This is a genomic window from Amycolatopsis japonica, from assembly GCF_000732925.1.
Taxonomy (GTDB): Bacteria; Actinomycetota; Actinomycetes; order Mycobacteriales; family Pseudonocardiaceae; genus Amycolatopsis; species Amycolatopsis japonica.
Window position 1 is genome coordinate 6,365,169 of sequence record NZ_CP008953.1, and the last position, 20,606, is coordinate 6,385,774.

18 protein-coding genes are annotated in these 20,606 nt (G+C 68.9%); 7 read left to right on the forward strand and 11 right to left on the reverse strand.

Annotated elements, in window-relative coordinates:
- Positions 1 to 12: 12 nt before the first annotated feature.
- Positions 13 to 822, reverse strand: coding sequence for an Fpg/Nei family DNA glycosylase (locus AJAP_RS29480; protein ID WP_038517351.1), 810 nt, complete (start codon positions 820 to 822; stop codon positions 13 to 15).
- A gap of 1 nt (position 823) precedes the next feature.
- Positions 824 to 1,297, reverse strand: a complete 474-nt coding sequence (locus AJAP_RS29485) for a ribose-5-phosphate isomerase (protein ID WP_007034718.1) — start codon at positions 1,295 to 1,297, stop codon at positions 824 to 826.
- Positions 1,298 to 1,342: 45 nt separating this feature from the next.
- On the opposite strand from AJAP_RS29485, the gene AJAP_RS29490 reads away from it, so the two are divergent.
- Both AJAP_RS29490 and AJAP_RS29495 read left to right on the forward strand, forming a co-directional pair.
- Entirely contained in the window at positions 1,343 to 2,062 is a 720-nt protein-coding gene (locus tag AJAP_RS29490) for a 2-phosphosulfolactate phosphatase (protein WP_228694619.1), read from the forward strand.
- Positions 2,059 to 2,862: an MBL fold metallo-hydrolase gene (locus tag AJAP_RS29495; protein WP_038517354.1), complete on the forward strand. Its 804-nt coding sequence runs from the start codon at positions 2,059 to 2,061 to the stop codon at positions 2,860 to 2,862. The genes AJAP_RS29490 and AJAP_RS29495 overlap by 4 nt, the downstream gene beginning before the upstream one ends.
- On the opposite strand, the gene AJAP_RS29500 is transcribed toward AJAP_RS29495, so the two are convergent.
- Positions 2,859 to 3,479, reverse strand: coding sequence for a mycothiol-dependent nitroreductase Rv2466c family protein (locus AJAP_RS29500; RefSeq protein WP_037347628.1), 621 nt, complete (start codon positions 3,477 to 3,479; stop codon positions 2,859 to 2,861). The genes AJAP_RS29495 and AJAP_RS29500 overlap by 4 nt on opposite strands.
- A 167-nt stretch (positions 3,480 to 3,646) precedes the next feature.
- On the opposite strand from AJAP_RS29500, the gene pepN reads away from it, so the two are divergent.
- Positions 3,647 to 6,220: an aminopeptidase N gene (gene pepN, locus AJAP_RS29505; RefSeq protein WP_038517357.1), complete on the forward strand. Its 2,574-nt coding sequence runs from the start codon at positions 3,647 to 3,649 to the stop codon at positions 6,218 to 6,220.
- Positions 6,221 to 6,304: 84 nt separating this feature from the next.
- On the opposite strand, the gene AJAP_RS29510 is transcribed toward pepN, so the two are convergent.
- The 3 genes from AJAP_RS29510 to AJAP_RS29525 all read right to left on the reverse strand — a co-directional run bounded on the left by AJAP_RS29510 (position 6,305) and on the right by AJAP_RS29525 (position 8,294).
- The gene (locus AJAP_RS29510; RefSeq protein WP_038517360.1) at positions 6,305 to 6,787 is read right to left on the reverse strand and encodes a DUF5130 family protein; all 483 of its coding nucleotides are present in this window, start codon (positions 6,785 to 6,787) and stop codon (positions 6,305 to 6,307) included.
- On the reverse strand, positions 6,774 to 7,037 hold the full coding sequence (gene ctaJ / locus AJAP_RS29515; RefSeq protein WP_037347636.1) for an aa3-type cytochrome oxidase subunit CtaJ: 264 nt from the start codon (positions 7,035 to 7,037) through the stop codon (positions 6,774 to 6,776). The genes AJAP_RS29510 and ctaJ overlap by 14 nt, the downstream gene beginning before the upstream one ends.
- Positions 7,038 to 7,799: 762 nt before the next feature.
- The gene (locus AJAP_RS29525; protein WP_007034711.1) at positions 7,800 to 8,294 is read right to left on the reverse strand and encodes an HNH endonuclease; all 495 of its coding nucleotides are present in this window, start codon (positions 8,292 to 8,294) and stop codon (positions 7,800 to 7,802) included.
- Between the two features lie 409 nt (positions 8,295 to 8,703).
- Between AJAP_RS29525 and AJAP_RS29530 the strand changes: the two genes are divergently transcribed.
- Genes AJAP_RS29530 through AJAP_RS29540 form a run of 3 tightly spaced genes read left to right on the forward strand, consistent with a single transcriptional unit; the run spans position 8,704 to position 11,653 of the window.
- Positions 8,704 to 9,684, forward strand: a complete 981-nt coding sequence (locus AJAP_RS29530) for a mechanosensitive ion channel family protein (RefSeq protein ID WP_038517363.1) — start codon at positions 8,704 to 8,706, stop codon at positions 9,682 to 9,684.
- Positions 9,685 to 9,704: 20 nt separating this feature from the next.
- Entirely contained in the window at positions 9,705 to 10,100 is a 396-nt protein-coding gene (locus AJAP_RS29535; RefSeq protein WP_038517366.1) for a globin, read from the forward strand.
- Complete coding sequence (locus AJAP_RS29540; protein ID WP_038517369.1) at positions 10,100 to 11,653, forward strand: glycoside hydrolase family 13 protein; 1,554 nt, start codon at positions 10,100 to 10,102, stop codon at positions 11,651 to 11,653. The genes AJAP_RS29535 and AJAP_RS29540 overlap by 1 nt, the downstream gene beginning before the upstream one ends.
- Positions 11,654 to 11,731: 78 nt before the next feature.
- Here the strand turns inward: AJAP_RS29540 and AJAP_RS29545 are convergent, their stop codons facing one another.
- Positions 11,732 to 13,186 carry an LVIVD repeat-containing protein gene (locus AJAP_RS29545; protein WP_038517371.1) on the reverse strand — a complete coding sequence of 485 codons (1,455 nt, stop codon included), beginning with the start codon at positions 13,184 to 13,186 and terminating at the stop codon, positions 11,732 to 11,734.
- An 87-nt stretch (positions 13,187 to 13,273) separates the two neighbouring features.
- Here AJAP_RS29545 and AJAP_RS29550 point away from each other — a divergent pair, with 87 nt between their 5' ends.
- Positions 13,274 to 13,915, forward strand: a complete 642-nt coding sequence (locus AJAP_RS29550) for a DUF305 domain-containing protein (RefSeq protein ID WP_038517373.1) — start codon at positions 13,274 to 13,276, stop codon at positions 13,913 to 13,915.
- On the opposite strand, the gene AJAP_RS29555 is transcribed toward AJAP_RS29550, so the two are convergent.
- From AJAP_RS29555 to AJAP_RS29570, 4 genes are all read right to left on the reverse strand, one after another.
- Positions 13,912 to 14,190 (reverse strand): hypothetical protein, encoded by a 279-nt coding sequence (locus tag AJAP_RS29555; RefSeq protein ID WP_016332302.1) that lies wholly within the window; start codon positions 14,188 to 14,190, stop codon positions 13,912 to 13,914. The two genes, AJAP_RS29550 and AJAP_RS29555, sit on opposite strands and share 4 nt — an antisense overlap.
- A gap of 63 nt (positions 14,191 to 14,253) precedes the next feature.
- Positions 14,254 to 14,889, reverse strand: coding sequence for a hypothetical protein (locus AJAP_RS29560; protein WP_037347649.1), 636 nt, complete (start codon positions 14,887 to 14,889; stop codon positions 14,254 to 14,256).
- A complete protein-coding gene (locus AJAP_RS29565) occupies positions 14,882 to 15,301 on the reverse strand; it encodes an acyl-CoA thioesterase (RefSeq protein WP_038517375.1) in 420 nt (139 codons plus the stop codon). The genes AJAP_RS29560 and AJAP_RS29565 overlap by 8 nt, the downstream gene beginning before the upstream one ends.
- Positions 15,301 to 20,274 (reverse strand): NAD-glutamate dehydrogenase, encoded by a 4,974-nt coding sequence (locus AJAP_RS29570; protein WP_038517377.1) that lies wholly within the window; start codon positions 20,272 to 20,274, stop codon positions 15,301 to 15,303. The genes AJAP_RS29565 and AJAP_RS29570 overlap by 1 nt, the downstream gene beginning before the upstream one ends.
- Positions 20,275 to 20,606 lie beyond the last annotated feature (332 nt).

A 20,606-nucleotide genomic window follows, 5' to 3' on the forward strand; every position in this document is an offset into this window, starting at 1 on the left:
CCGGGAAGCCCCTCAGGCGGGCTGGCAGGTCGGGCACCAAAAGAGGTTCCGCGCCGCGAGATCGCTCCGCAGCACCGCCGTCCCGCATACGAGACACGGCATCCCCTCGCGGCGGTAGACGTAGACCTCGCCGCCGTGCCGGTCCTGCCGCGGCGCGCGGCCGGTGACCTCGGGCAGATGCTCCGGCGCGACCGTGTCGATCCGTCCCACCCGGACACCGTGCCGCATGAGCGTCACGAGATCCGCCCACAGGTCGTCCCACAGCCCGCGATCGAGCGCGCGGCCCGGCACGAGCGGGGCGACACCGTGCCGGAACAGCACTTCGGCGCGATACACGTTGCCGACGCCCGCGAGCACCGACTGGTCCATCAGCAAGGCCGCGATCGACGTCTTCGACCGCGAGATCCGCTCCCACGCCTTGTCCGGCTTGGCGTCACGCCGCAGCGGATCCGGGCCCAACCGCGCTTTGATGGCGTCGACCTGCGGCGTGTCGAGTAGTTCACACCGGGTCGGGCCGCGCAGGTCGGCGAAATGCGTCGGGCCGGCCAGCCGCATCCGCACCTGCCCGACGGGCTCGGGAGCGGGCAGCGGCTCGTCGGAGAACGCGCCGTAGAGGCCGAGGTGGACGTGCACCGTCCCGAGTGGACCGTAGTCGTGGAACAGGTGTTTTCCGTACGCCTCGGCCTTCACCAGCACCCGGCCGTCCAAACGGGACGCTTCGGCGGCGAACCGCCCCTGCGGGCTGGACACTTCGACCGGGTGACCGGCGAAGCGGCGTTTGTGCAGACGTGCCAAGCGATGGAGCGTATGCCCCTCGGGCATGTCAGTGCTCGGGAAGCGGCGGCGGCCAGCCGGTGTTCTCGTAGTCCAGGATCTGCTGGACGCGGCGGCCGTGGCGCTCGTCCGGGCTCGGCGGGGTCGCGAGGAACGCCTCGACGATCTCCGTGGCCTCTTCGGTGGTGTGCATCCGCGCGCCGACGCCGATCAGCTGGGCGTGGTTGTGCTCGCGGGTGAGCTTCGCGGTCTCGACGCTCCACGCGAGGCCGGCGCGAGCGCCCTTCACCTTGTTGGCCGCGATCTGCTCGCCGTTGCCGGAGCCGCCGACGACGATGCCGAGGCTGCCCTCGTCCGCGACGACGCGGCGGGCCGCCTCGATGCAGAACGCCGGGTAGTCGTCGGCCGCGTCGTAGACGAAGGGGCCGACGTCCTCGACGTCGTGGCCCTGCTCCTTGAGGTGGGCCACGAGGTGGTTCTTCAGTTCGAAACCGGCATGGTCGGAGCCAAGGTAAACACGCACAGCGCGGAGTCTGCCATCACGTTCCGGCGCGGGCATGCTGTGGGGGTGGACATCAGGCTCGAATGGGGACCCGAGGGTGTCGCCGCCTTGGGCGCGGACTGCGCCGTGCTCGTCGTGGTCGACGTGCTTTCCTTCTGCACCACAACGGATCTCGTGCTGGGCAACGGCGGCCGCGTGCTGCCCGTCCGCTGGCGCGATCACCGCGGCGAGGAGGCCGCGAAAGCGCGGGGCGCCATCCTCGCGGGTGAAAGCGAATGGACTTTGCGACCTTCGTCTGTGACGGAAATCCCTTCCGGCACGCTCCTGGCGCTGCCATCGCCCAACGGCGCCACGCTCTGCGACGCCGCCGCCACGACCGGTGCCCAAGTTCTGGCGGGCTGTCTGCGCAACGCGTCCGCCGTCGCCGCTCGCGCGGCTCACCTCGCGGACGGACGACCGATCGGTGTCATCCCGGCCGGGGAACGCTGGGGCATCGACCTGCGCACCGAGGCCAAGACTTTCGGGCCGCTCAGGCCGTGCGTCGAGGACCAGCTCGGCGCGGGCGCGATCGTCGCGGCGCTGGACGGCTACGGCCGCCTGTCCGCCGAAGCCCGTCTCGCCGCCGTCGCGGCAAAAGCGATCGACATCGCCGAAGCACTGACAGAGTGTTCTTCAGGGCGCGAGCTCGCCGCGGCCGGGCACGCGAACGACGTGGCCCTCGCCGCCGAGCTCGACACGAGCGGCACGGTTCCCGTGCTGCGCAACGGAATTCTGGAGGATTCGTGACTTGGCTCGAACTCGCGGACGGCGTGTACGCCCGCCGTTACGAGGAGCTGGACCTGACCGTCGGCCTCGTCGTGGGCGGTGAACGCTGCCTGGTCGTCGACGTGCGCGGTGACGTCGACCAGGGTGCCGAACTGGCCGCGGCGGTGCGGGAGATCACGCCGCTGCCGTGGTCGGTCGTCTACACCCACGCGCATTTCGATCACGCCTTCGGCACGACGGCGTTCCTGCCGTGCGACGTCTGGGCGCACGAAGGGTGCCTGACCGAGCTGACCACCTACGGCGACGGCGCACGGCTCAAATGGATTCAGCACTACCTCGGCGAGAAGCGCCCGGAGATGGCGGAGGCGCTGGAGCGCACCGAAATCACCCTGCCGGACAAACCCGTCGTCGACACCGCCGAGATCGACCTCGGTGGCCGTACCGTCGTGCTGCGCTTCCTCGGCCGGGCCCACACGGATCACGACCTGTTCGTGCACGTGCCCGACGCGGGCGTGATCTACGCGGGCGACGCCGTCGAGAACGCCGAAGCCGGCTTCAGCGCGTTCTCCTTCAACGACGGCAGCTTCCTGGCCGAATGGCCGGGCGTGATGGACGCGATCCTCGCACTGGAGCCGAAGATCATCGTCGCCGGGCACGGAGACCCCGTCGACACCGCGTTCATCGAGAAGCACCGCGACGGCCTGCGCGAACTCGTCGCGCTCAAGAGCGGGATCGCGGCGGGAGACCTCACGACGGACGAAGCCGTCGCGAGGTCCTCCTACCCCGAAGATGTCACCAGGGGCGCCCTGGAAACCCCTTAGTCGAAGTTCAGCTCACCGGACCGGGTGCGCTTCAGCTCGAAGAAGTCCGGGTAGCTCGCCAGCGCGCGGGCGCCGTCGAACACCTTGACGGCGTCCTCGCCCCGCGGGATCGAGCTGAGCACCGGGCCGAAGAACGCGACACCGTCGATGTGGATGGTCGGGGTGCCGACGTCCATTCCGACCGGATTCATACCTTCGTAGTGACTCTTTTTGAGCGCTTCGTCGTACTCGGTCGACTCGGCGGCCTCGGCCAGCTCGGCCGGGGCACCGATGGCCTCGAGGGTCTCCTTGATGACCTTCGGGATGTCCTTGTCGCCCTGGTTGTGGTGGCGCGTGCCGAACTCCGTGTAGAAGTCGCGCAGAGCCTCTTCGCCGTTCTTCTGCGCCAGCGCGGTGGCGACGCGGACGGGGCCCCAGCCACGCTCCAGCAGCTCCTTGTACTGCTCAGGCAGGTCCTCACGGCCGCTGTTGAGCTCGGACAGGCTCATGATCCGGAACCTCAGGTCGAGGTCGCGGTGCTTCTCCACTTCGAGGATCCAACGCGAGCTGATCCAGGCGAAGGGGCAGATCGGGTCGAAGTAGAAGTCGACCTTGGTCTTCTCGGACGGGGCGGTCATCAGGTTCTCCCAGTGCCATCGTCTTGGGGTGGTCCGGTACACACACAGTGCTACACAGCGGCCAACATCGCCGCCGTCGGCGTTGTTCCCGTCGTCAGCACGGGCTCCGACATGATTGGATGCCTGTAGTTGGAAACCAAAACCGATACCGATGACCAGAGGTGCCAGTGCCCGCCCCCAACCTGACCCGAGACCAAGCCAAGCTGCGCGCGGAACTGCTCGACGTCGAGTCCTACGACATCGAGCTGGATCTGACCGACGGCCGTGGCGGTCCCGGTGAGAAGACCTTCACGTCGAAGACGACGATCAAGTTCGCGAGCGCCAGAAGCGGCGAAGCGTCGTGGGTCGACATCGTCGCCGAGGGGATCGAGTCGGCCGTCCTCAACGGGACGGAACTCGACGTCAGCGGGTACGTCGAGGACAAGGGCGTCGAGCTGCCCGGGCTCGCCGAGTCGAACGAGCTCGTCGTGGACGCGGTCTGCCGGTACATGAACACCGGCGAGGGCCTGCACCGGTTCGTCGACCCGGTCGACGACGGCGTCTACCTCTACACGCAGTTCGAGACCGCGGACGCGAAGCGCATGTTCGCCTGCTTCGACCAGCCCGACCTCAAGTCGGTCTACCGGCTCACCGTGATCGCGCCGAAGGACTGGAAGGTCATCTCGAACGCGCTGATCGAATCCACGGAGGAGACCCCGGAAGGGGCCGTCCGCACCGTGTTCAAGGTGTCCGAGCGGATCTCGACCTACCTGGTCGCGCTGATCGCGGGCCCGTACAGCGAGTGGCGCGACGAATTCTCCGACTCCCACCGCACGATCCCGCTGGGCATCTACTGCCGCGCCTCGCTCGCCGAGCACATGGACGCGGACAAGCTGTTCACCGAGACCAAGCAGGGTTTCGCCTTCTACCACGAGAAGTTCGCGACCCCGTACCCGTTCTCCAAGTACGACCAGCTGTTCGTGCCGGAGTTCAACGCGGGCGCGATGGAGAACGCCGGCGCGGTCACCTTCCTGGAGGACTACGTCTTCCGCAGCCGCGTCACCCGCTACGCCTACGAGCGCCGCGCCGAGACGCTGCTGCACGAGATGGCGCACATGTGGTTCGGCGACCTGGTCACCATGCGCTGGTGGGACGACCTGTGGCTGAACGAGTCGTTCGCGACCTTCGCGAGCGTGCTGGCCCAGGCCGAGGCCACCGAGTACAAGAACGCGTGGACCAGCTTCGCGAACATCGAGAAGTCGTGGGCGTACCGGCAGGATCAGCTGCCCTCGACGCACCCGATCGCCGCGGACATCGTCGACCTGCACGCGGTCGAGGTGAACTTCGACGGCATCACCTACGCCAAGGGCGCGAGCGTCCTCAAGCAGCTCGTCGCCTATGTCGGGCTGGAGCACTTCCTCGAAGGCCTGAAGGTCTACTTCGGCAAGCACGCCTGGGGCAACGCGACCCTGGCGGACCTGCTGGGCGCGCTGGAAGAGGCCTCGGGCCGCGACCTGTCGTGGTGGAGCGCGCAGTGGCTGGAGACCACCGGTCTCAACTCGCTGAGCCCGCGCTACGAGATCGGCGCCGACGGCACGTACTCCGCGTTCGCCGTCACCCAGACCGGCGCCAAGCCGGGTGCCGGTGAGCTGCGCACGCACCGCGTCGCGGTCGGCGTCTACGACGAGGACGAGAACGGCAAGATCGTCCGCAAGCACCGCGTCGAGCTCGACGTGGACGGCGAGCGCACCGAGGTGCCGGGGCTGGTCGGTCTCCCGGCGGGCAAGCTCGTGCTGGTCAACGACGACGACCTGACCTACTGCACGATGCGGCTCGACCCGGCGTCGCTGACCACGCTGATCGACCGCATCGCCGACATCACCGAACCGCTGCCCCGCACGCTGTGCTGGTCGGCGGCGTGGGAGATGACGCGCGAGGCCGAGCTCAAGGCCCGCGACTTCGTCACGCTGGTGCAGCGTGGCGTGCACACCGAGACCGAGGTCGGCGTGGTGCAGCGGCTGCTGCTGCAGGCGCAGACGGCGCTGAACTCGTACGCGAAGCCGGAATGGGCGGCGGACAAGGGCTGGCCGGAGTTCTCCGCGCGGCTGCTGGAGCTGGCGCAGGGCGCCGAGGCCGGTTCGGACCACCAGCTCGCGTTCGTGAACTCGCTCGCCGGTTGCGTGCTCGACGACAAGACGCTGGCGATCATCGCGGGCTGGCTCGACGGCACGGCGCCGCTGGAGGGCCTGACCGTCGACACCGACCTGCGCTGGCGGCTGCTGCACGCGCTGGTCGCGCACGGCAAGGCCGAGAACCCCGAGATCGACGCCGAGCTCGGCAAGGACGACACCGCCGCCGGACGGCGCCAGGCGGAGCGCTCACGGGCGCTGCGGCCGACCGCCGAGGCGAAGGCCGACGCGTGGCAGCGGGCGGTGTACGACGACGAGCTGCCCAACGCGGTCAGCGACTCGCTCATCACCGGCTTCTCCCACCCGGGCCAGAAGCACCTGCTAGGCGACTACGTGACGCGCTACTTCGAGGTCATCGACGAGGTGTGGCAGCGGCGCTCCAGCGAGCGGGCGCAGCCGACCGTGGTCGGGCTGTACCCGTCGTGGGCCGTCGAGCCGGCGACGGTCACGGCGTCGGACGAGTGGCTGGCCGGGGAGCACCCGGCGGCGCTGCGCCGTCTCGTGTCGGAAGGCCGGGCCGGGATCGTGCGGGCGCTGGCCGCCCGTGAGTTCGACTCGCAGGCCGGCAACTAGTCCCGTAACGCAATGAAAGGTCCTTTCCTCGCAAATTTTGCGAGGAAAGGACCTTTCATTGCACTTGAAGCGGGTTGAAGAGCGTCAGTGCTGCGGAGCGCCCGCCTGGTCGCTCAGCATGCGGAGGGCGTTCACGAGGCCACCGACGAGGTCGCCTTCCTTGAACGAGGCCACCATGCTGGCCACGGCGAGCTTCGCGCCGCGGTCGGGCAGACGGTGCCGGGCCTGCGAGCCCGTCACGACCTCGATCGCCCGCTGGCCGGGCGACACGGCGATGACGACACCGTCGGCCGCGTTGTCCGTCGAGGCCAGCAGACCTTCGGCGGTGGCGCGGGTGTCCTCGCCGAGGTCACCCAGGTACACACTGAAGTCCAGGCCGGTCTCGCGGCTGGCGAGCGTCAGCGCCTCGTCCAGCCGGGCGAGCTGCTGGGTCGTGAATGGGCTGATCGGCCCAGCCGGTTCGTACATCTTGGCGGCGGAAATCCGGCCGCTCGAGGTAACGGCGGCGCCGTAACCGGGCTCTTCGTCAACAGCGGTGGACGAATGGGTCAGTTCACCAGTTGCCACGAGCGCCTCCCGTCACCGTCGCTCCGTCCGCGGCGACGACGGCGGTCGCGCCGCCCTCGTTCGCGTGCGAATGCCTCGCGCCGACACCGTCGGGGTTGGCGCTCCACCACATGGCCGGGTACTCCCACGGCTGCCCCGGCCGGTACCGGGCGACGCCCGCGCCCTTCGACCGCAGCGTGGCCACCCCGCACAGCGCGTAGATGGCCAAGGGGATCACCGCGAAGACCAGGATCGTCTCGACAAGGTTCACGCGCGTGAGCGTATCCGATGGCGTGGGACCGCACCCGCTCGCACGGCCTTGCGCCTCGGTACCTACCGCTCGTCGTCCGGAGGGGGCCGTCCGCCGCTTGCCGCGAAAGCGCTCCCACGTTGGGGCGAAGCCCTCAAGGCCGAAAGGTTGCAACTCAACGTACGGGCGGCCGCACCCGGCGCTGTCGTCTTGTCGCGGCCTTGAAATCCTCGTAGCTTTTTCACCTGTACGGGCCTTGCGCCCAGCTCCCCCACCCCAGCAGGTAACGCACCGGTCGCAGGAGGATATGTCATGCAGAGCACCCAGACACCCGGCCAGGCGATCATCGACGACATTTCGTCACTCTTCGAAATTGGATTCGTCCCCGGTACGCGTGTGACGGCGGGCACACGGGTTACGCGCGGTACTCGTGTCACTCGCGGTACGCGGGTCACCGCCGGCACCCGGGTCACCCGCGGAACCCGCGTCACGCGTGGCACCCGCGTCACCGCCGGAACCCGCGTCACCCGTGGCACGCGAGTCACCCGAGGCACCCGCGTGACGGCCGGCACCCGCGTCACCTGCGGCACGCGTGTCACTCGCGGCACCCGGGTCACCCGTGGCACCCGCGTCACCTGCCAGAGCGACTTCTCTCTCGCCGCCTGAGTCCGAGCACGACCGGTTCGTAGGGGACGGCGTACTCGTAGCGAGCTTCACCACGGCGTCATCGGCCCGCCCCGGCCGCCGAAAGGCAGCCGGGGCGCCGACGTGTTCAGGACCGGGTCAGGCCGCGGTTCCCAGGTACGGCCGCCACAACGGGTCGGCCTCCTTCGAATGCGCGAGCAGCCGCCAGTGCGGCCCGTGCGGGGCCCTCGGCACGACGCGCAGGCGCCAGCCGATCTCGGAAAGCAGCTTGTCCGCCTTCCGGTGGTTGCACTTGGCGCAGCACGCCACGCAGTTCGTCCAGCTGTGGGGACCTCCGCGACTGCGCGGGACGACATGGTCGATGGTCTCGGCCCGCCCTCCGCAGTAGGCGCAGCGGTACCGGTCGCGGTGCATCAGCCCGGCCCGGGTCAGCGGCACCTGCGCGCGGTAGGGCACGCGCACGTAGGTGCTCAGCCGGATCACCGAAGGCACGGGCAGCGAGACCGTGGCGGCGTGCAGTTCGAGCCCCGCCGGGTCTCCGTGCACCACCTCGGCCTTGCCGCACATCACGAGGACCACCGCGCGCCGCAACGGCAGCGCCGTGAGCGGTTCGAACGTGGCGTTCAACAGCAATACCCGTCTGCGGCCCCACGACGTCGTAGTGGGTGCCGCCGTAGTCGACGGATCCCGCCCTCTACGCTGTCCGGGCGGGCGGGCAACACCCCCTGGCCGCGTTCCCGGCCCGCCCGGTGGAGCCCCGTGCGAGGGGGCACCTCCCGGATGGGCGCGCAACACGACCTCCGGCGCCTGTCCGGCCACGGCTTGGCTCGGGACGCCGAGGGGGATGGGTTGTCGGTCTGGCACTCGACCACCTCCACCGGTGCAGGCATAGTCGACCACAGATCAGCCCCAAAGTGCACGTGTGTTACTGGACGTGTCACATGCGCGCGACCCGGCGGCCACATGAAGTTGGGTGTTTCGCATCCGCCGGGGCGTGTGGCGTGACCGATCCCCGCCGAGTACGAAAGGACATTTCCTCTCCGTGAACCTGCTGCCCACCGAACCCCCGGCCTGCACGCGCGAAGCCGGCAGCCTGTGCTACCAGGTGTTCCAGGTCACAAAGAACGAATGGCTCTCCGCGTCGGCAGGCTGGCTGCTGACGAAGCCGCTCAGGATCCTGATGATCGTCGCCGTGGCGTTCCTGCTGCGGTACCTGGTGCGGCGTCTGATCAACCGCGTGACGCGGATGCCCGGCGGCGGCTCCTCGAAGCTGCCCGCGCTGTTGAGACCGCTGCGGGAGAGGGCTCCCGAGGTGCTCGGGTCGGCGGTGATGGAACGGCGCCGTCAGCGCGCCGCCACCATCGGCTCGGTGCTCAAGTCGATGGCCACGTTCCTGATCTACGGCCTCGCGTTCATCCTGGTGCTGGGCGAACTGGGCATCGACCTCGCGCCGATCATCGCTTCGGCGGGCATCGTCGGCGTGGCGCTCGGGTTCGGCGCGCAGAACCTGGTCAAGGACTTCCTGTCCGGCATGTTCATGATGATCGAGGACCAGTACGGCGTCGGTGACGTCGTCGACGTCGGTGAGGCGTCCGGCACCGTCGAGGCCGTCGGCCTCCGGATCACCACCCTGCGTGACATCAACGGCACCGTCTGGTACGTCCGCAACGGCGAGGTGCTGCGGGTCGGCAACTCGAGCCAGGGCTTCGCGGTGGCCGTCGTCGACGTCCCGCTCAGCTACTCCGCCGACGTCGAGAAGGCCACCGAACTGATGGCCGAGAAGGCGAAGACGCTCCTGGAGAGCGAAAGCCTCTCGCCGAACGTGCTGGAACCGCCGGAGATGCTCGGTGTGGAGACCGTCACGCCCGAAGGCATCAAGCTCCGGCTGACGGTGAAGGTCCGGCCGGGCAAGCAGTGGTCCGTGCAGCGCGCGCTGCGGGCGCACCTGCTCGCCGCGCTCGACGAAGCAGGCTTCGAGCCACCTCTGGGGCGCTTTATGTCGTCCGGCCCGGCCTCGCAGTAGGACAAGGGCAGAATGGAGCTGTGTCCGTGACCGAACCTGATCCCACCACCTTGTACGAAGCCATCGGCGGTGAACCGGTGTTCACCCGGATCGTCGCGCGGTTCTACGCCGAAGTGGCGGTCGACGAGGTGCTTCGCCCGCTGTACCCGGAGGAGGACCTCGGCCCGGCCGAGGAGCGTTTCCGGCTGTTCCTCATGCAGTACTGGGGCGGCCCGCACACCTACTCCGACCAGCGCGGTCACCCGCGGCTGAGGATGCGGCACGCCCCGTTCAAGATCGGCCCGATCGAACGCGACGCCTGGTTGCGCTGCATCAAGATCGCGGTCGACGAGGAGAACATCGAGGAGCCCTACCGCGGGCAGCTGTGGGCGTACCTGGAGATGGCCGCCAACAGCATGATGAACAGTTTCGTGTGATGGAACGCGACGTGGCTTGGTGGGCCCAGGCGGTCTTCTACCAGGTCTACGTGCGCTCGTTCGCCGATTCGGACGGGGACGGCGTCGGTGACCTCGAAGGCATCCGCGGCAAGCTCGGGTACCTGGAGCTGCTCGGGGTCGACGCGCTGTGGCTGACGCCGTTCTACCGCTCCCCCATGGCCGACCACGGCTACGACATCGCCGACCCGCGCGACGTCGACCCGATGTTCGGCACCCTCGGCGATTTCGACGTGCTCCTGACCGAAGCGCACAAACGCGGCATCAAGGTCACCGTCGACGTCGTCCCCAACCACACCAGCAACACCCACGCCTGGTTCAAATCGGCGATGGCGGCGCCGCCGGGCAGCCCGGAGCGGGATCGCTACATCTTCCGTGACGGGCTCGGCCCGCGCGGCGACCAGCCGCCGAACAACTGGGTCAGCTCGTTCGGCGGCCCGGCGTGGACGCGGGTGCCGGACGGCCAGTGGTACCTGCACCTGTTCTCGCCGCAGCAGCCGGATCTGAACTGGGCCAACCACGAGGTCGCCGCCGATCTGGAGCGGACCCTGCGGTTCTGGCTGGACCACGGTGTGGACGGTTTCCGCGTCGACGTCGCGCACGGTATGGCGAAACCGCCGGGCCTGCCGGACATGGACCCGCGGGTGAACCCGCTGGGGCCGAGCGAGTTCTACGATCCGCGCTTCGACAACGACCGCGTCCACGAGATCCACCAGATGATCCGCAAGGTGCTCGACGAATACCCGGGCACCATGGCCGTCGGCGAGATCTGGGTGACCGACGAGGAACGCCTCGCCCGCTATCTGCGGCCGGACGAACTGCACCTGGCGTTCAACTTCCGGCTCGTGCTCACGCATTTCGACGCGGACGCGCTGCGGACGGCCATCGAGCGGTCCCTGGCGGTGCCGAAGGCCGCCGGGGCCCCCGCCACCTGGACGTTGAGCAACCACGACGTCTGGCGCCAGGTCAGCCGGTACGGCGGCGGCGAACGCGGCGTCCGGCGCGCCAGGGCGATGGCGCTCGTCGAACTGGCGCTGCCCGGAGCGGTTTATCTGTACAACGGCGAGGAACTGGGGCTCGGCAACGTCGACATCCCGCCCGACGCGGTCGCGGATCCGCGCGCCAAGATCTCCGGTGCCGAGTTCGGCCGGGACGCGTCACGCGTGCCGCTGCCGTGGGAAGGCGACCTGCCGCCGTTCGGTTTCTCGCGCAACCCGAGGACGTGGCTGCCGATGCCCGCCTCGTGGGCGTCGGTGACCGTCGAAGCGCAGCTGGAGGCTCCGGCGTCGACGCTGTCGCTGTACCGGCGGGCGATCGAGATCCGCAAGTCGCACCAGGCGTTCCGCGGGGACGAGCTGGAGTGGTACGGCGCCCCGGCCGGCTGTTTCGCGTTCCGGCGGCGCGGTGGCGGGTTGGTCTGCGCGCTGAACACGTCGGCGAGCCCGATCGCGTTGCCGCCGGGCGAGGTGCTGCTGTCCAGTGTGCCGTTGGTGAACGGGAAACTGCCGCCGGACGCGGCCGCCTGGCTCGTCTGAGCCCCTCCCCGCGCGCCATGAAAGGTCCTTTCCTTGCAAAATTTGCAAGGAAAGGACCTTTCATGGCGCGTTACCGGGTCAGTTGTTGTTGAAGCCCGGGTGCAGCTTGTACTGCGTCTGGGCGTTGAACTGGTTCTGCCGGACGAGCTTCGCCGGGAAGGTCCGCCAGTCGTTGAGGTCCAGGACGTCCAGGCCCTTCACGATGTCGGACGAGAAGATGTAGCCGTTGTACCAGTACGTCGACCACGTCCCACCGCCGACGAGCTTCTCGTTCGAGAGCGGGCCCCGCTCCCAGAACGCGATCTCCTTCGGGTTCTTCGCGTCGGTGAAGTCCCACACCGAGACACCGCCCTGGTACCAGGACTGGACCATGATGTCCTTGCCCGGCACCGGGATCAGCGAACCGTTGTGCGCCACGCAGTTCTCGGTCTCGGACTGCAGCCGCGGGATCTTGTAGTAGCTGACGAACTCCAGCTTGCGGTCGTCGCCGCGACCGGTGATCTGGTAGATGCCGTTGGCCCCGCGGGTGGAGCCGAACTTCTCCAGGCAGGTCGCCATCCCGCCGCCGCCGAGTTCGTCGGTGAAGACGATCTTGGTGGCGTCGTTGTTGAAGGTGGCGCTGTGCCAGAACGCGAAGTTCACGTTGTCCTGGACCCGGTTGATGACCCGCGGCTTGAGCCGGTCGGAGATGTCGAGCAGGACGCCGTCACCCATGCAGGCACCGGCCATCAGGTCCTTCTCCGGCAGCGCCGTGAGGTCGTGGCAACCGGTGGTCGCCGAACGGCGGGTGCCGTCGGGGTTGGCGCCGCCTTCGTTGCCGCCGTCCGGGAACAGCACCGGCGTCGCGACCAGCGAGGCCTTCGCCGGGTCCTTCACCGGGACCTTGATGATGGACAGCTTGTCGTGCGGCGGCTGGCAGTCGGGCAGGTTCGCCGCCGGCGCGTACGACGAGACGTAGATGTAGACGTCCTTGCCGCGCTTGTCCGGCACCAGGGTGTTGGTGTGCGAACCGCAGTCGGTCTCGATCGCCGCGACGTACTTTGGCGCCGCGAGATTCGAGATGTCGAAGATCTTGATGCCCTCCCACGCCGACTTGTCCGACGCGGGCTTCGAGACGCTGTTGCACGAGTTGTCGCTGCGCGACGAGTCGGTCGACAGGAAGAGCAGGTCCCCGGAGATCGACACGTCGTTCTGCCCGCCGGGGCACAGGACCTGGCTGACGATCTTCGGGCGGTACGGGTTGCGGACGTCGAAGACGTTGAACCCGTCGTAGGTACCGATGATCGCGTGGCCCTTGGTGAACGCGATGTCGGTGCCGGTCGAGTCCTTGGTGAACGGTCCCTGCTGCGGGACGTTCGCGATCGACCGGAGATTCGGGCTGTGGACGATCTCGTCCACACCCGGGATCGCGGTCGCCGACGGTTCGGCGACGACGGCCGGCGCGGCGAGCGCGCTGGAGGCCCCGAGGGCGGCGACCGCGGCCGCCGACACGAAGACCCTGGTCAAGCGACGTTTCAGCCCAGGCTGCAGCACGATATGGCTCTCCTTCCACCCAGCTTTACGCGCACCTTATTCCTTATTTAGGCTCAGCAGATACCGACCAACGGAGGAACTCCCGGGATGCGAAAAAGTTTGACATCGGCGCTGGTCGCCGCCGCTTTCCTCGTCTCGGGCTGCACCGGTGACGCGGAGCCCGCCGCACCGGCCCAGAGCGCGCCGGTGATCGCCCCCGGCAAACCCGGCGAACAGGCGAGCACCGGCTCCCGCGGTCCGGTGAACCGCGATCAGCCCAACGAGGCCGACGTCGAGTACATGACGATGATGATCCCCCATCACCAGCAGGCGAAGGTGATGACCGACCTGGTGCCGGGCAAGACGGCCAACGAGCAGATCCGGGCGATCGCCGGGCGGATCTCGGTCGCGCAGGACGGCGAGATCACGATGATGAAGACCTGGCTGGCCGATCGCGGCAAGCCGGTGCCGGGCGAAGGGCACGCGGGCCACGGGGGCGGGCACGATCACGCGCTCATGCCAGGGATGGCGACCGAGGCCCAGCTGGCGGATCTGCGCGCGGCGAACGGGGCGGCGTTCGAAAAGCTGTTCCTCGACCTGATGATCGCGCACCACCAGGGCGCGCTGACCATGGCCGAAGCCCAGCTCGGCAAGGGCGTGGAGATCAAGGCGCAGGAGATGGCGCAGGAGGTCATCACTGGCCAGACCGCCGAGATCGAGCGCATGAAAGCGATGCGGGGAAAGCTCTAAGCCTCGCCCGAGCCCATGTCGCCGAAACCGGAGTCGCCGGAGTCGTCATCGAGGGTGCCCGAGACGATCCAGGTCGCCAGCGCGGCGGCCTGGACGTAGGGCGCCGCCTTCGCCGCGGCCCGCCCGGCGCTCTTGGCGCGGCCCCACTTCTCCGGGCGTTCGGCGCGTTCGGGCGCCTCCTCACCCGGCGGGCGCTCGGTCCGCCACGGCGTCTCCTCCGGCCGGACCTCGGCGAGGAAGTCCGCGGTGGGGTCGTCCCCGTCCTTGTCGTTCATGGAGACAGCATGACGCCGCGGGCGGCCGGAAGCCACCCGCGGCGTCATGCGGTAAGAAACCCGTCAGAACAGCAGCGGCAGGAGCGCGTGGCGGCGCTTGAGGACGGCGCCGTACCGCGCGTCGATGCGCATCCACGAATCCGTCGCGGTCACCCGGACGACGTCGCCGTCGATCGACGAGTCCACGAAGCCCATCCCCGACAACGCGAACAGGCACCGCATCTGGACCTTGATCTCCAGCTCGTTGCCCGAAACGGTGAGCACCGCCTGGTCCATCAGCGACGCCGGCGGCGTGCCGTGCGGGCCCACGTTGTCGCGCGCGAGGGTGACCCCGCGATCGGCCAGCTCCGAGATCACCGTCGCCGGCAGTTCGTCCACCAGCTGCCAGCGGCCCGGAGCGGGCAGCTCGGAATGCCACATCAGGTCGCGGGCGGGGCCCGGATCCATCCGCTCGCCACCGGCGACGGTCAGCGCGGCGAGCAGCTCGTTCCCGGACACGGTGATGTCCGACGGCGTGATGTCACCGGCGACGGCCCTGGTGGCCAGGACCTCGAACGGCGTCGCGCACCACGCCTCGACGACACCGTCACCGCGCTGCCGCAACCGCACCAGCGTGTTCTGGTCGAGCCGGACCGCCCTGGCCACGAACGCGCCGAGCGTTTCGCGGTCGCCCGCGTCCGGGATGACGAGCTCAGGCATCCGCGAACCCCTTCTCCAGGAAGGCACGTTCGTCCTCGGTCAGCCGGCGGGGCCGCTCGGACGCGGTGTCGAACGGCGCGAGCACCGTCTCGGCGGTGACCGCGACCTTGTCGGCCTCGGCGGGCCCGGAATGCACCCGGTAGCCGAGGGTGAAGCTGGCGTGCTTCAAGTCCTTCAACGAGATCTCCACCCGGATGTCCTGATCGGACACCACGATCGGCGAACGGTAATGGACGGCCAGCTTCACCACCACGATGCCCTTGGGCAGTTCGGTGAGCCCGGCGCGGACTGCGTCCCCGAACAACAGCGGGATCCGCGCCTCTTCGAGCAGGGTCACCATGTTCGCGTGGTTGACGTGCCCGTAGACGTCCATATCCGACCAGCGCGGCCGGATCAGGGAAATGTAGCTCACTACCTCACCGTGCTCCGGATCTGCCTCGCCGCCACCGACAGCGTCGCCAGGTCGAGCTTGCCGAACTGGCTGATCTCGTCCAGCGCGACCCGGGCCCGCTGCAGCCTCGAGGCGTTCGTCTTCTCCCAGTGGGCGATCTTCTCGTCCGGGTCGGTGCCCGAATCGCTGTGCCGCAAGGCGTCCAGCGTGATCGTCCGCAGGGAACCGTAGACGTCGTCCCGCAGCGCCAGCCGCGCGAGCGCGTGCCAGCGGTTGCCGCGTTCGAGACCGCTGATCGACGTCAGCATCTTGTCGATGCCGAGGTGGTCGGAAAGCGCGTAGTACAGGCCCGCCGTCTCCGTCGGGGTGTGCACCGCGTCGATCCCCGCCTGCTGCTCGGCCAGCTCCGCGACGTCGGTGACGTCGAGCAGGCCGTAGGTGTGCAGCAGCAGCGCCACCCGTCCGGCGAGTTCCGCCGGGACGCCCTTCCCGATCAGCCGCTCGGTGTTCGCGTCCACCGAAGCGCACTCGACACCGCGAAGCAGCTCGTGTGCCCTCGGGGCCAGCTCGCCGACGACCCGGCCGAACCGGTTGATCTCGGCGAGCGGGGCCAGCGGCTGCGGCCGGTTGGTGAGGAACCAGCGGGCGGCCCGGTCGAGCAGCCTGCGGGTCTCCAGCATCATCTCGTCGGCGACCTCGGTCGGCACGACGTTGTCCAGCGCGTCGATCTGCGCCCACAGCGAGGGCAGGTCGTACACGTGGGTGACCACGGCGTACGCGCGGACGGCGTCGGTCGCGGTCGCGTTCATCTCCTCCATCAGGCGGAAGACGTACGAGATCCCGGCGCCGTCGACGACCTCGTTGGCCACCATCGTCGTGATGATCTCGCGCTTCAGCGGGTGCTGGAAGATCGCGTCGCCGAAGCGCTCCCGAAGCGGCTTCGGGAAGTACTCGGGCAGGCGGCGCGAGAACACCTCGGAGTCCGGCAGTTCGCTGGCGAGCAGTTCGTCCTTGAGGTCGAGCTTGACGTGCGCGAGCAGCGTCGCCAGCTCCGGCGAGGTGAGGCCCTCGCCCGCCTTCTCCAGCGCGCGGAACTCCGCCGAACTCGGCAGCGCTTCGAGCTTGCGGTCGAAGGCGCCCTTCGCGACCAGCGCCGCGACGAGCCGCTGGTGCACCGAGACCATCGGGCCGGCGTGTGCCCGGCTGACCCCGAGCACCGCGTTCTGCCGATAGTTGTCGGCCAGCACCAGCTCGCCGACCTCGTCGGTCATCTGCTCCAGCAGTTCGTTGCGCTGCTCGGCGTCCAGCGATCCGGTCGAGACCAGGTGATCCAGCAGGATCTTGATGTTGACCTCGTGGTCGGAGCAGTCCACGCCCGCCGAGTTGTCGAGCGCGTCGGTGTTGATCTTGCCGCCCGTGCGGGCGAACTCGATCCGGCCGAGCTGGGTCAGGCCCAGGTTCCCGCCCTCGCCGACGACCTTGACGCGAAGCTGGTTGCCGTTGACGCGCAGGGCGTCGTTGGCCTTGTCGCCCGCGTCCGCGTGGGTCTCGTTCTCGGCCTTGACGTAGGTGCCGATGCCGCCGTTCCACAGCAGCTCGACCGGCGCCAGCAGGATCGCCTGCATCAGGTCGTTGGGCGCCAGCTTCGTGACGTCCTCGCCGAGGCCGAGCGCCTCGCGGACCTGCGGGCTGACCGGGATCGTCTTCGCCGACCGCGAGTAGATCCCGCCGCCCTCGCTGATCAGCGAGCGGTCGTAGTCCTCCCACGACGAGCGCGGCAGATCGAACAGCCGACGCCGTTCGGCGAACGACGTCGCCGAATCCGGGTTCGGGTCGAGGAAGATGTGCATGTGGTTGAAGGCGGCCACGAGGCGGATGTGCTTCGAGAGCAGCATCCCGTTGCCGAAGACGTCACCCATCATGTCGCCGATGCCCACGACGGTGAAGTCCTCGGTTTGGGTGTCCTTGCCCAGCTCGCGGAAGTTGCGTTTGACGCTCTCCCAAGCGCCCTTCGCGGTGATGCCCATGGCCTTGTGGTCGTAGCCGACCGAGCCACCGGACGCGAAGGCGTCGCCGAGCCAGAAACCGTAGTTCGCCGAGACCTCGTTCGCGATGTCGGAGAATTTCGCGGTGCCCTTGTCCGCGGCGACCACGAGGTAGCTGTCGTCGCCGTCGTGGCGGACCACGCGCGGCGCCGGGACGGTCTTGCCCTCGACGCGGTTGTCGGTCACGTCGAGCAGGCCGGAGATGAACATCCGGTAGCAGGCGATGCCCTCGTTCAGCTGGGCGTCGCGGTCCAGGCCGGGGTCGCCCGTGGCCGTCGGCGGACGCTTCACGACGAAGCCGCCCTTCGCGCCGACAGGCACGATGACCGCGTTCTTGACCGCCTGCGCCTTGACCAGGCCGAGGATCTCCGTGCGGAAGTCCTCCCGGCGGTCGGACCACCGCAGGCCACCGCGCGCGACGTCGCCGAAGCGCAGGTGCACACCCTCGATCCGGGGCGAATACACGAAGATCTCGTATTTCGGCCGCGGCTCGGGCAGCTCGGGCACCGCGCTCGGGTCGAGCTTGAGCGCCAGGTACTGGCGGGAGTTCCCGTCCCCGTCGGTGACGTGGTAGTTCGTCCGCAGCGTGGCGAGGATGACCGACATCAGCCGTCGCAGGATCCGGTCCTCGTCGAGGCTCGTCACCTCGTCGACCAGTTTGCCGATCTCGGTGGTGAGCTGATCGGCCTGCGACGCGCGGGCCTCGTCGCCGAGCGCGAGGTCGAAGCGGGTCTCGAACAGCCGCACCAGCGCGGTCGCGATGTCGGTGTGCGCGAGGACGGTGTTCTCGATGTACTCCTGCGAGAACGGGATCTTCGTCTGGCGCAGGTACCGCGAATAGGCCCGCAGGATGGCCGCCTGGCGCCAGGTGAGCCCGGCGCGCAGGACGAGACCGTTGAAGCCGTCGACCTCGCAGTCGCCGCGCCAGGCGGCGTGGAAGGCGTCCTGGAAGCGGGTGCGGAGATCGCTGTCCGCGTGGTCGAGGACCTGCGGGTCGATCCGCAGGCCGAAGTCGTAGATCCAGGACCGGCCGCCGTCCTCGCGGCGCAGTTCGTACGGCCGCTCGTCGACGACCTCGACACCCATCCGCTGCAGGACCGGGAGCACCTGGGACAGGGTGACGCCCTCTCCGCGCAGGTACAGCTTGAAGCGCCGCTCCCCCGCCTCGGCGTCGGCCGGCAGGTAGAACGACATCGACAGGTCGCCCTCGTCGGTCAGCGACTCCAGGGCGCGGAGGTCCGCCAGCGCTTCGAGCGCGGTGAAGTCCTCCTTGTAGCCCTCGGGGAACACCGCGGCGAACCGCTGCCCCTGTTCGCCCGCGGACTCCTCGACCAGCAGGCCGATCGCGACGCCACTGTCCCCGGCGCGCTCGCGGCGCTCGGCGAGGATCGCCTCGACCATCCGGTCGTCCCAGCTGCGAACGGCTTCGTTGAGCCGTTCCTGGATGCGCAGGGTGTCCGGCTCGGAGCGCTGCGACGGATCGGTGTGCACGATGAAGTGCACCTGCGCGAGCACGGTCTCGCCGATGCGCGCGCTGTATTCCAGTTGCGTGCCTTCGAGTTCTTCGAGCAGGACCTCCTGCATCGCGAGCCGCGAACGGGTCGTGTAGCGGTCGCGCGGGAGGTACACGAGGCACGAGTAGAAACGGCCGTACGGGTCGCGGCGCAGGAACAGGCGCAGCCGTCTGCGATCCGAAAGCGTGATCGCGCCCGTCGTCGTCGAGTACAGCGAGTCGGTGTCGGCCGAGAACAGGTCCGCGCGCGGCCAGTTCTGCAGGACTTCGAGCATCCGCTGGCCGGAAAAGGATTCCATCGGGAAGCCCGCGCGGTGGATGACCTCGCGGACGCGGTTGCAGACCACCGGGATGTCGAGCACGTTCTCGTGCAGCGCGGTGGTGGTGAACATGCCGAGGAACCGGTGCTCGCCGGTGACGTTCCCGTTGTCGTCGAACGTTTTCACGCCGACGTAGTACGGATACACCGGGCGGTGCACGGTGGACGGCGCGCTCGCCTGGGTCAGCACCAGCAGCGTCGGCGCGAGCGCGGAGGCCGCGGTGTCCGGCCCGGCGGTGAGGCTGCGCGCGGCCAGGCTGTCCTGGCGCAGCACGCCCAGGCCGGTGGCGAGGACCGCGCGCAGGGCGGGCTCGTCGCTGTCCGGGTGCGGGTTGTCGATCAGCTCGTAACGGCGGTAGCCCAGGAAGGTGAAGTGGCCCTCGGCCAGCCAGCGCAGCAGCCGGGCGCCTTCCGCGACCTCGTGCCCGGGCAGCCGCGGCGGGTTCCCGTCCAGCTCGTCGGCGAGACGGCGCGCCGTCTCCGTCATCTTGTCGGTGTCCTCGACGACCTCGCGGACGTCACCCAGCACCGACGACAGCCGGTTGTCCAGCTCGCGGGCCCGGTTCGGGTCCGTGACCAGGTCGATCTCGATGTACATCCACGACTCGGCCGCCGAATTCGCCGGCGGCTCAGCCGGGTCGGCGTCCGGGTGGACCTCCAGCAGCTCGCCGGTCAGATCCCGGCTCACCACGACGATCGGGTGCACGATGCGCTGCACCTGCACCCCGTCCCGCGCGAACTCGGCCGCGACGGAATCCACCAGGTACGGCATGTCGTCCGTGACGACCTGCACAACGGTGGCCTCACGCGTCCAGCCGTCTTCGGGGCCCGTCGGGTTCAGCAACCGCACCGCGGGACGGCCGGGCATCCGGTCCTTCGCGAGCTGCAGATGCGAGCGGACGGCGCCGACGAGGTCGACCGGGTCGTCACCGAGAATCTCTTCGGCCGGGATGTGCCGGTAGTAAAGGCGGATCAGGTCGCCGATCTCCGGGGCGTACGCCGCGGCGGCGTCGATCAGGTCGTCCCGGATCTGCTCCGGGTTCGCCGACCGGCGCCGGGCGCCATCCTCGGTGCCGACATCTTTTCCGGGCAGGGACGAGACTCCCGTCGAGCTCATTTGAGGCAACTCTCCACTGTAGCGAGATTGACACCGCGACCGGCACGACTCTGTACAGGCCCAGACCCAACCTACAGCTCCGGACAGTCGGCTCCACAAGGCCGGGTCCTTCGCGCCCGTCGAAGATTTCCCTGCTCAGATACCGGAATCGCCGTGATCGGTTCAGCTACTCGCCGGTCACATCGGCGGTCTGTCCGGACCCTCCCACGCCTCGCCGCACCGGGGTGACCAGCACCCATTGCCGCGCGATGCCCCGACGGGCGACCTGAGCGGGTCAGCTGAATCGTTCAAGCCGAGCGCGGCTCCCACCGAGGGAGCAAGGGACCTTTGCT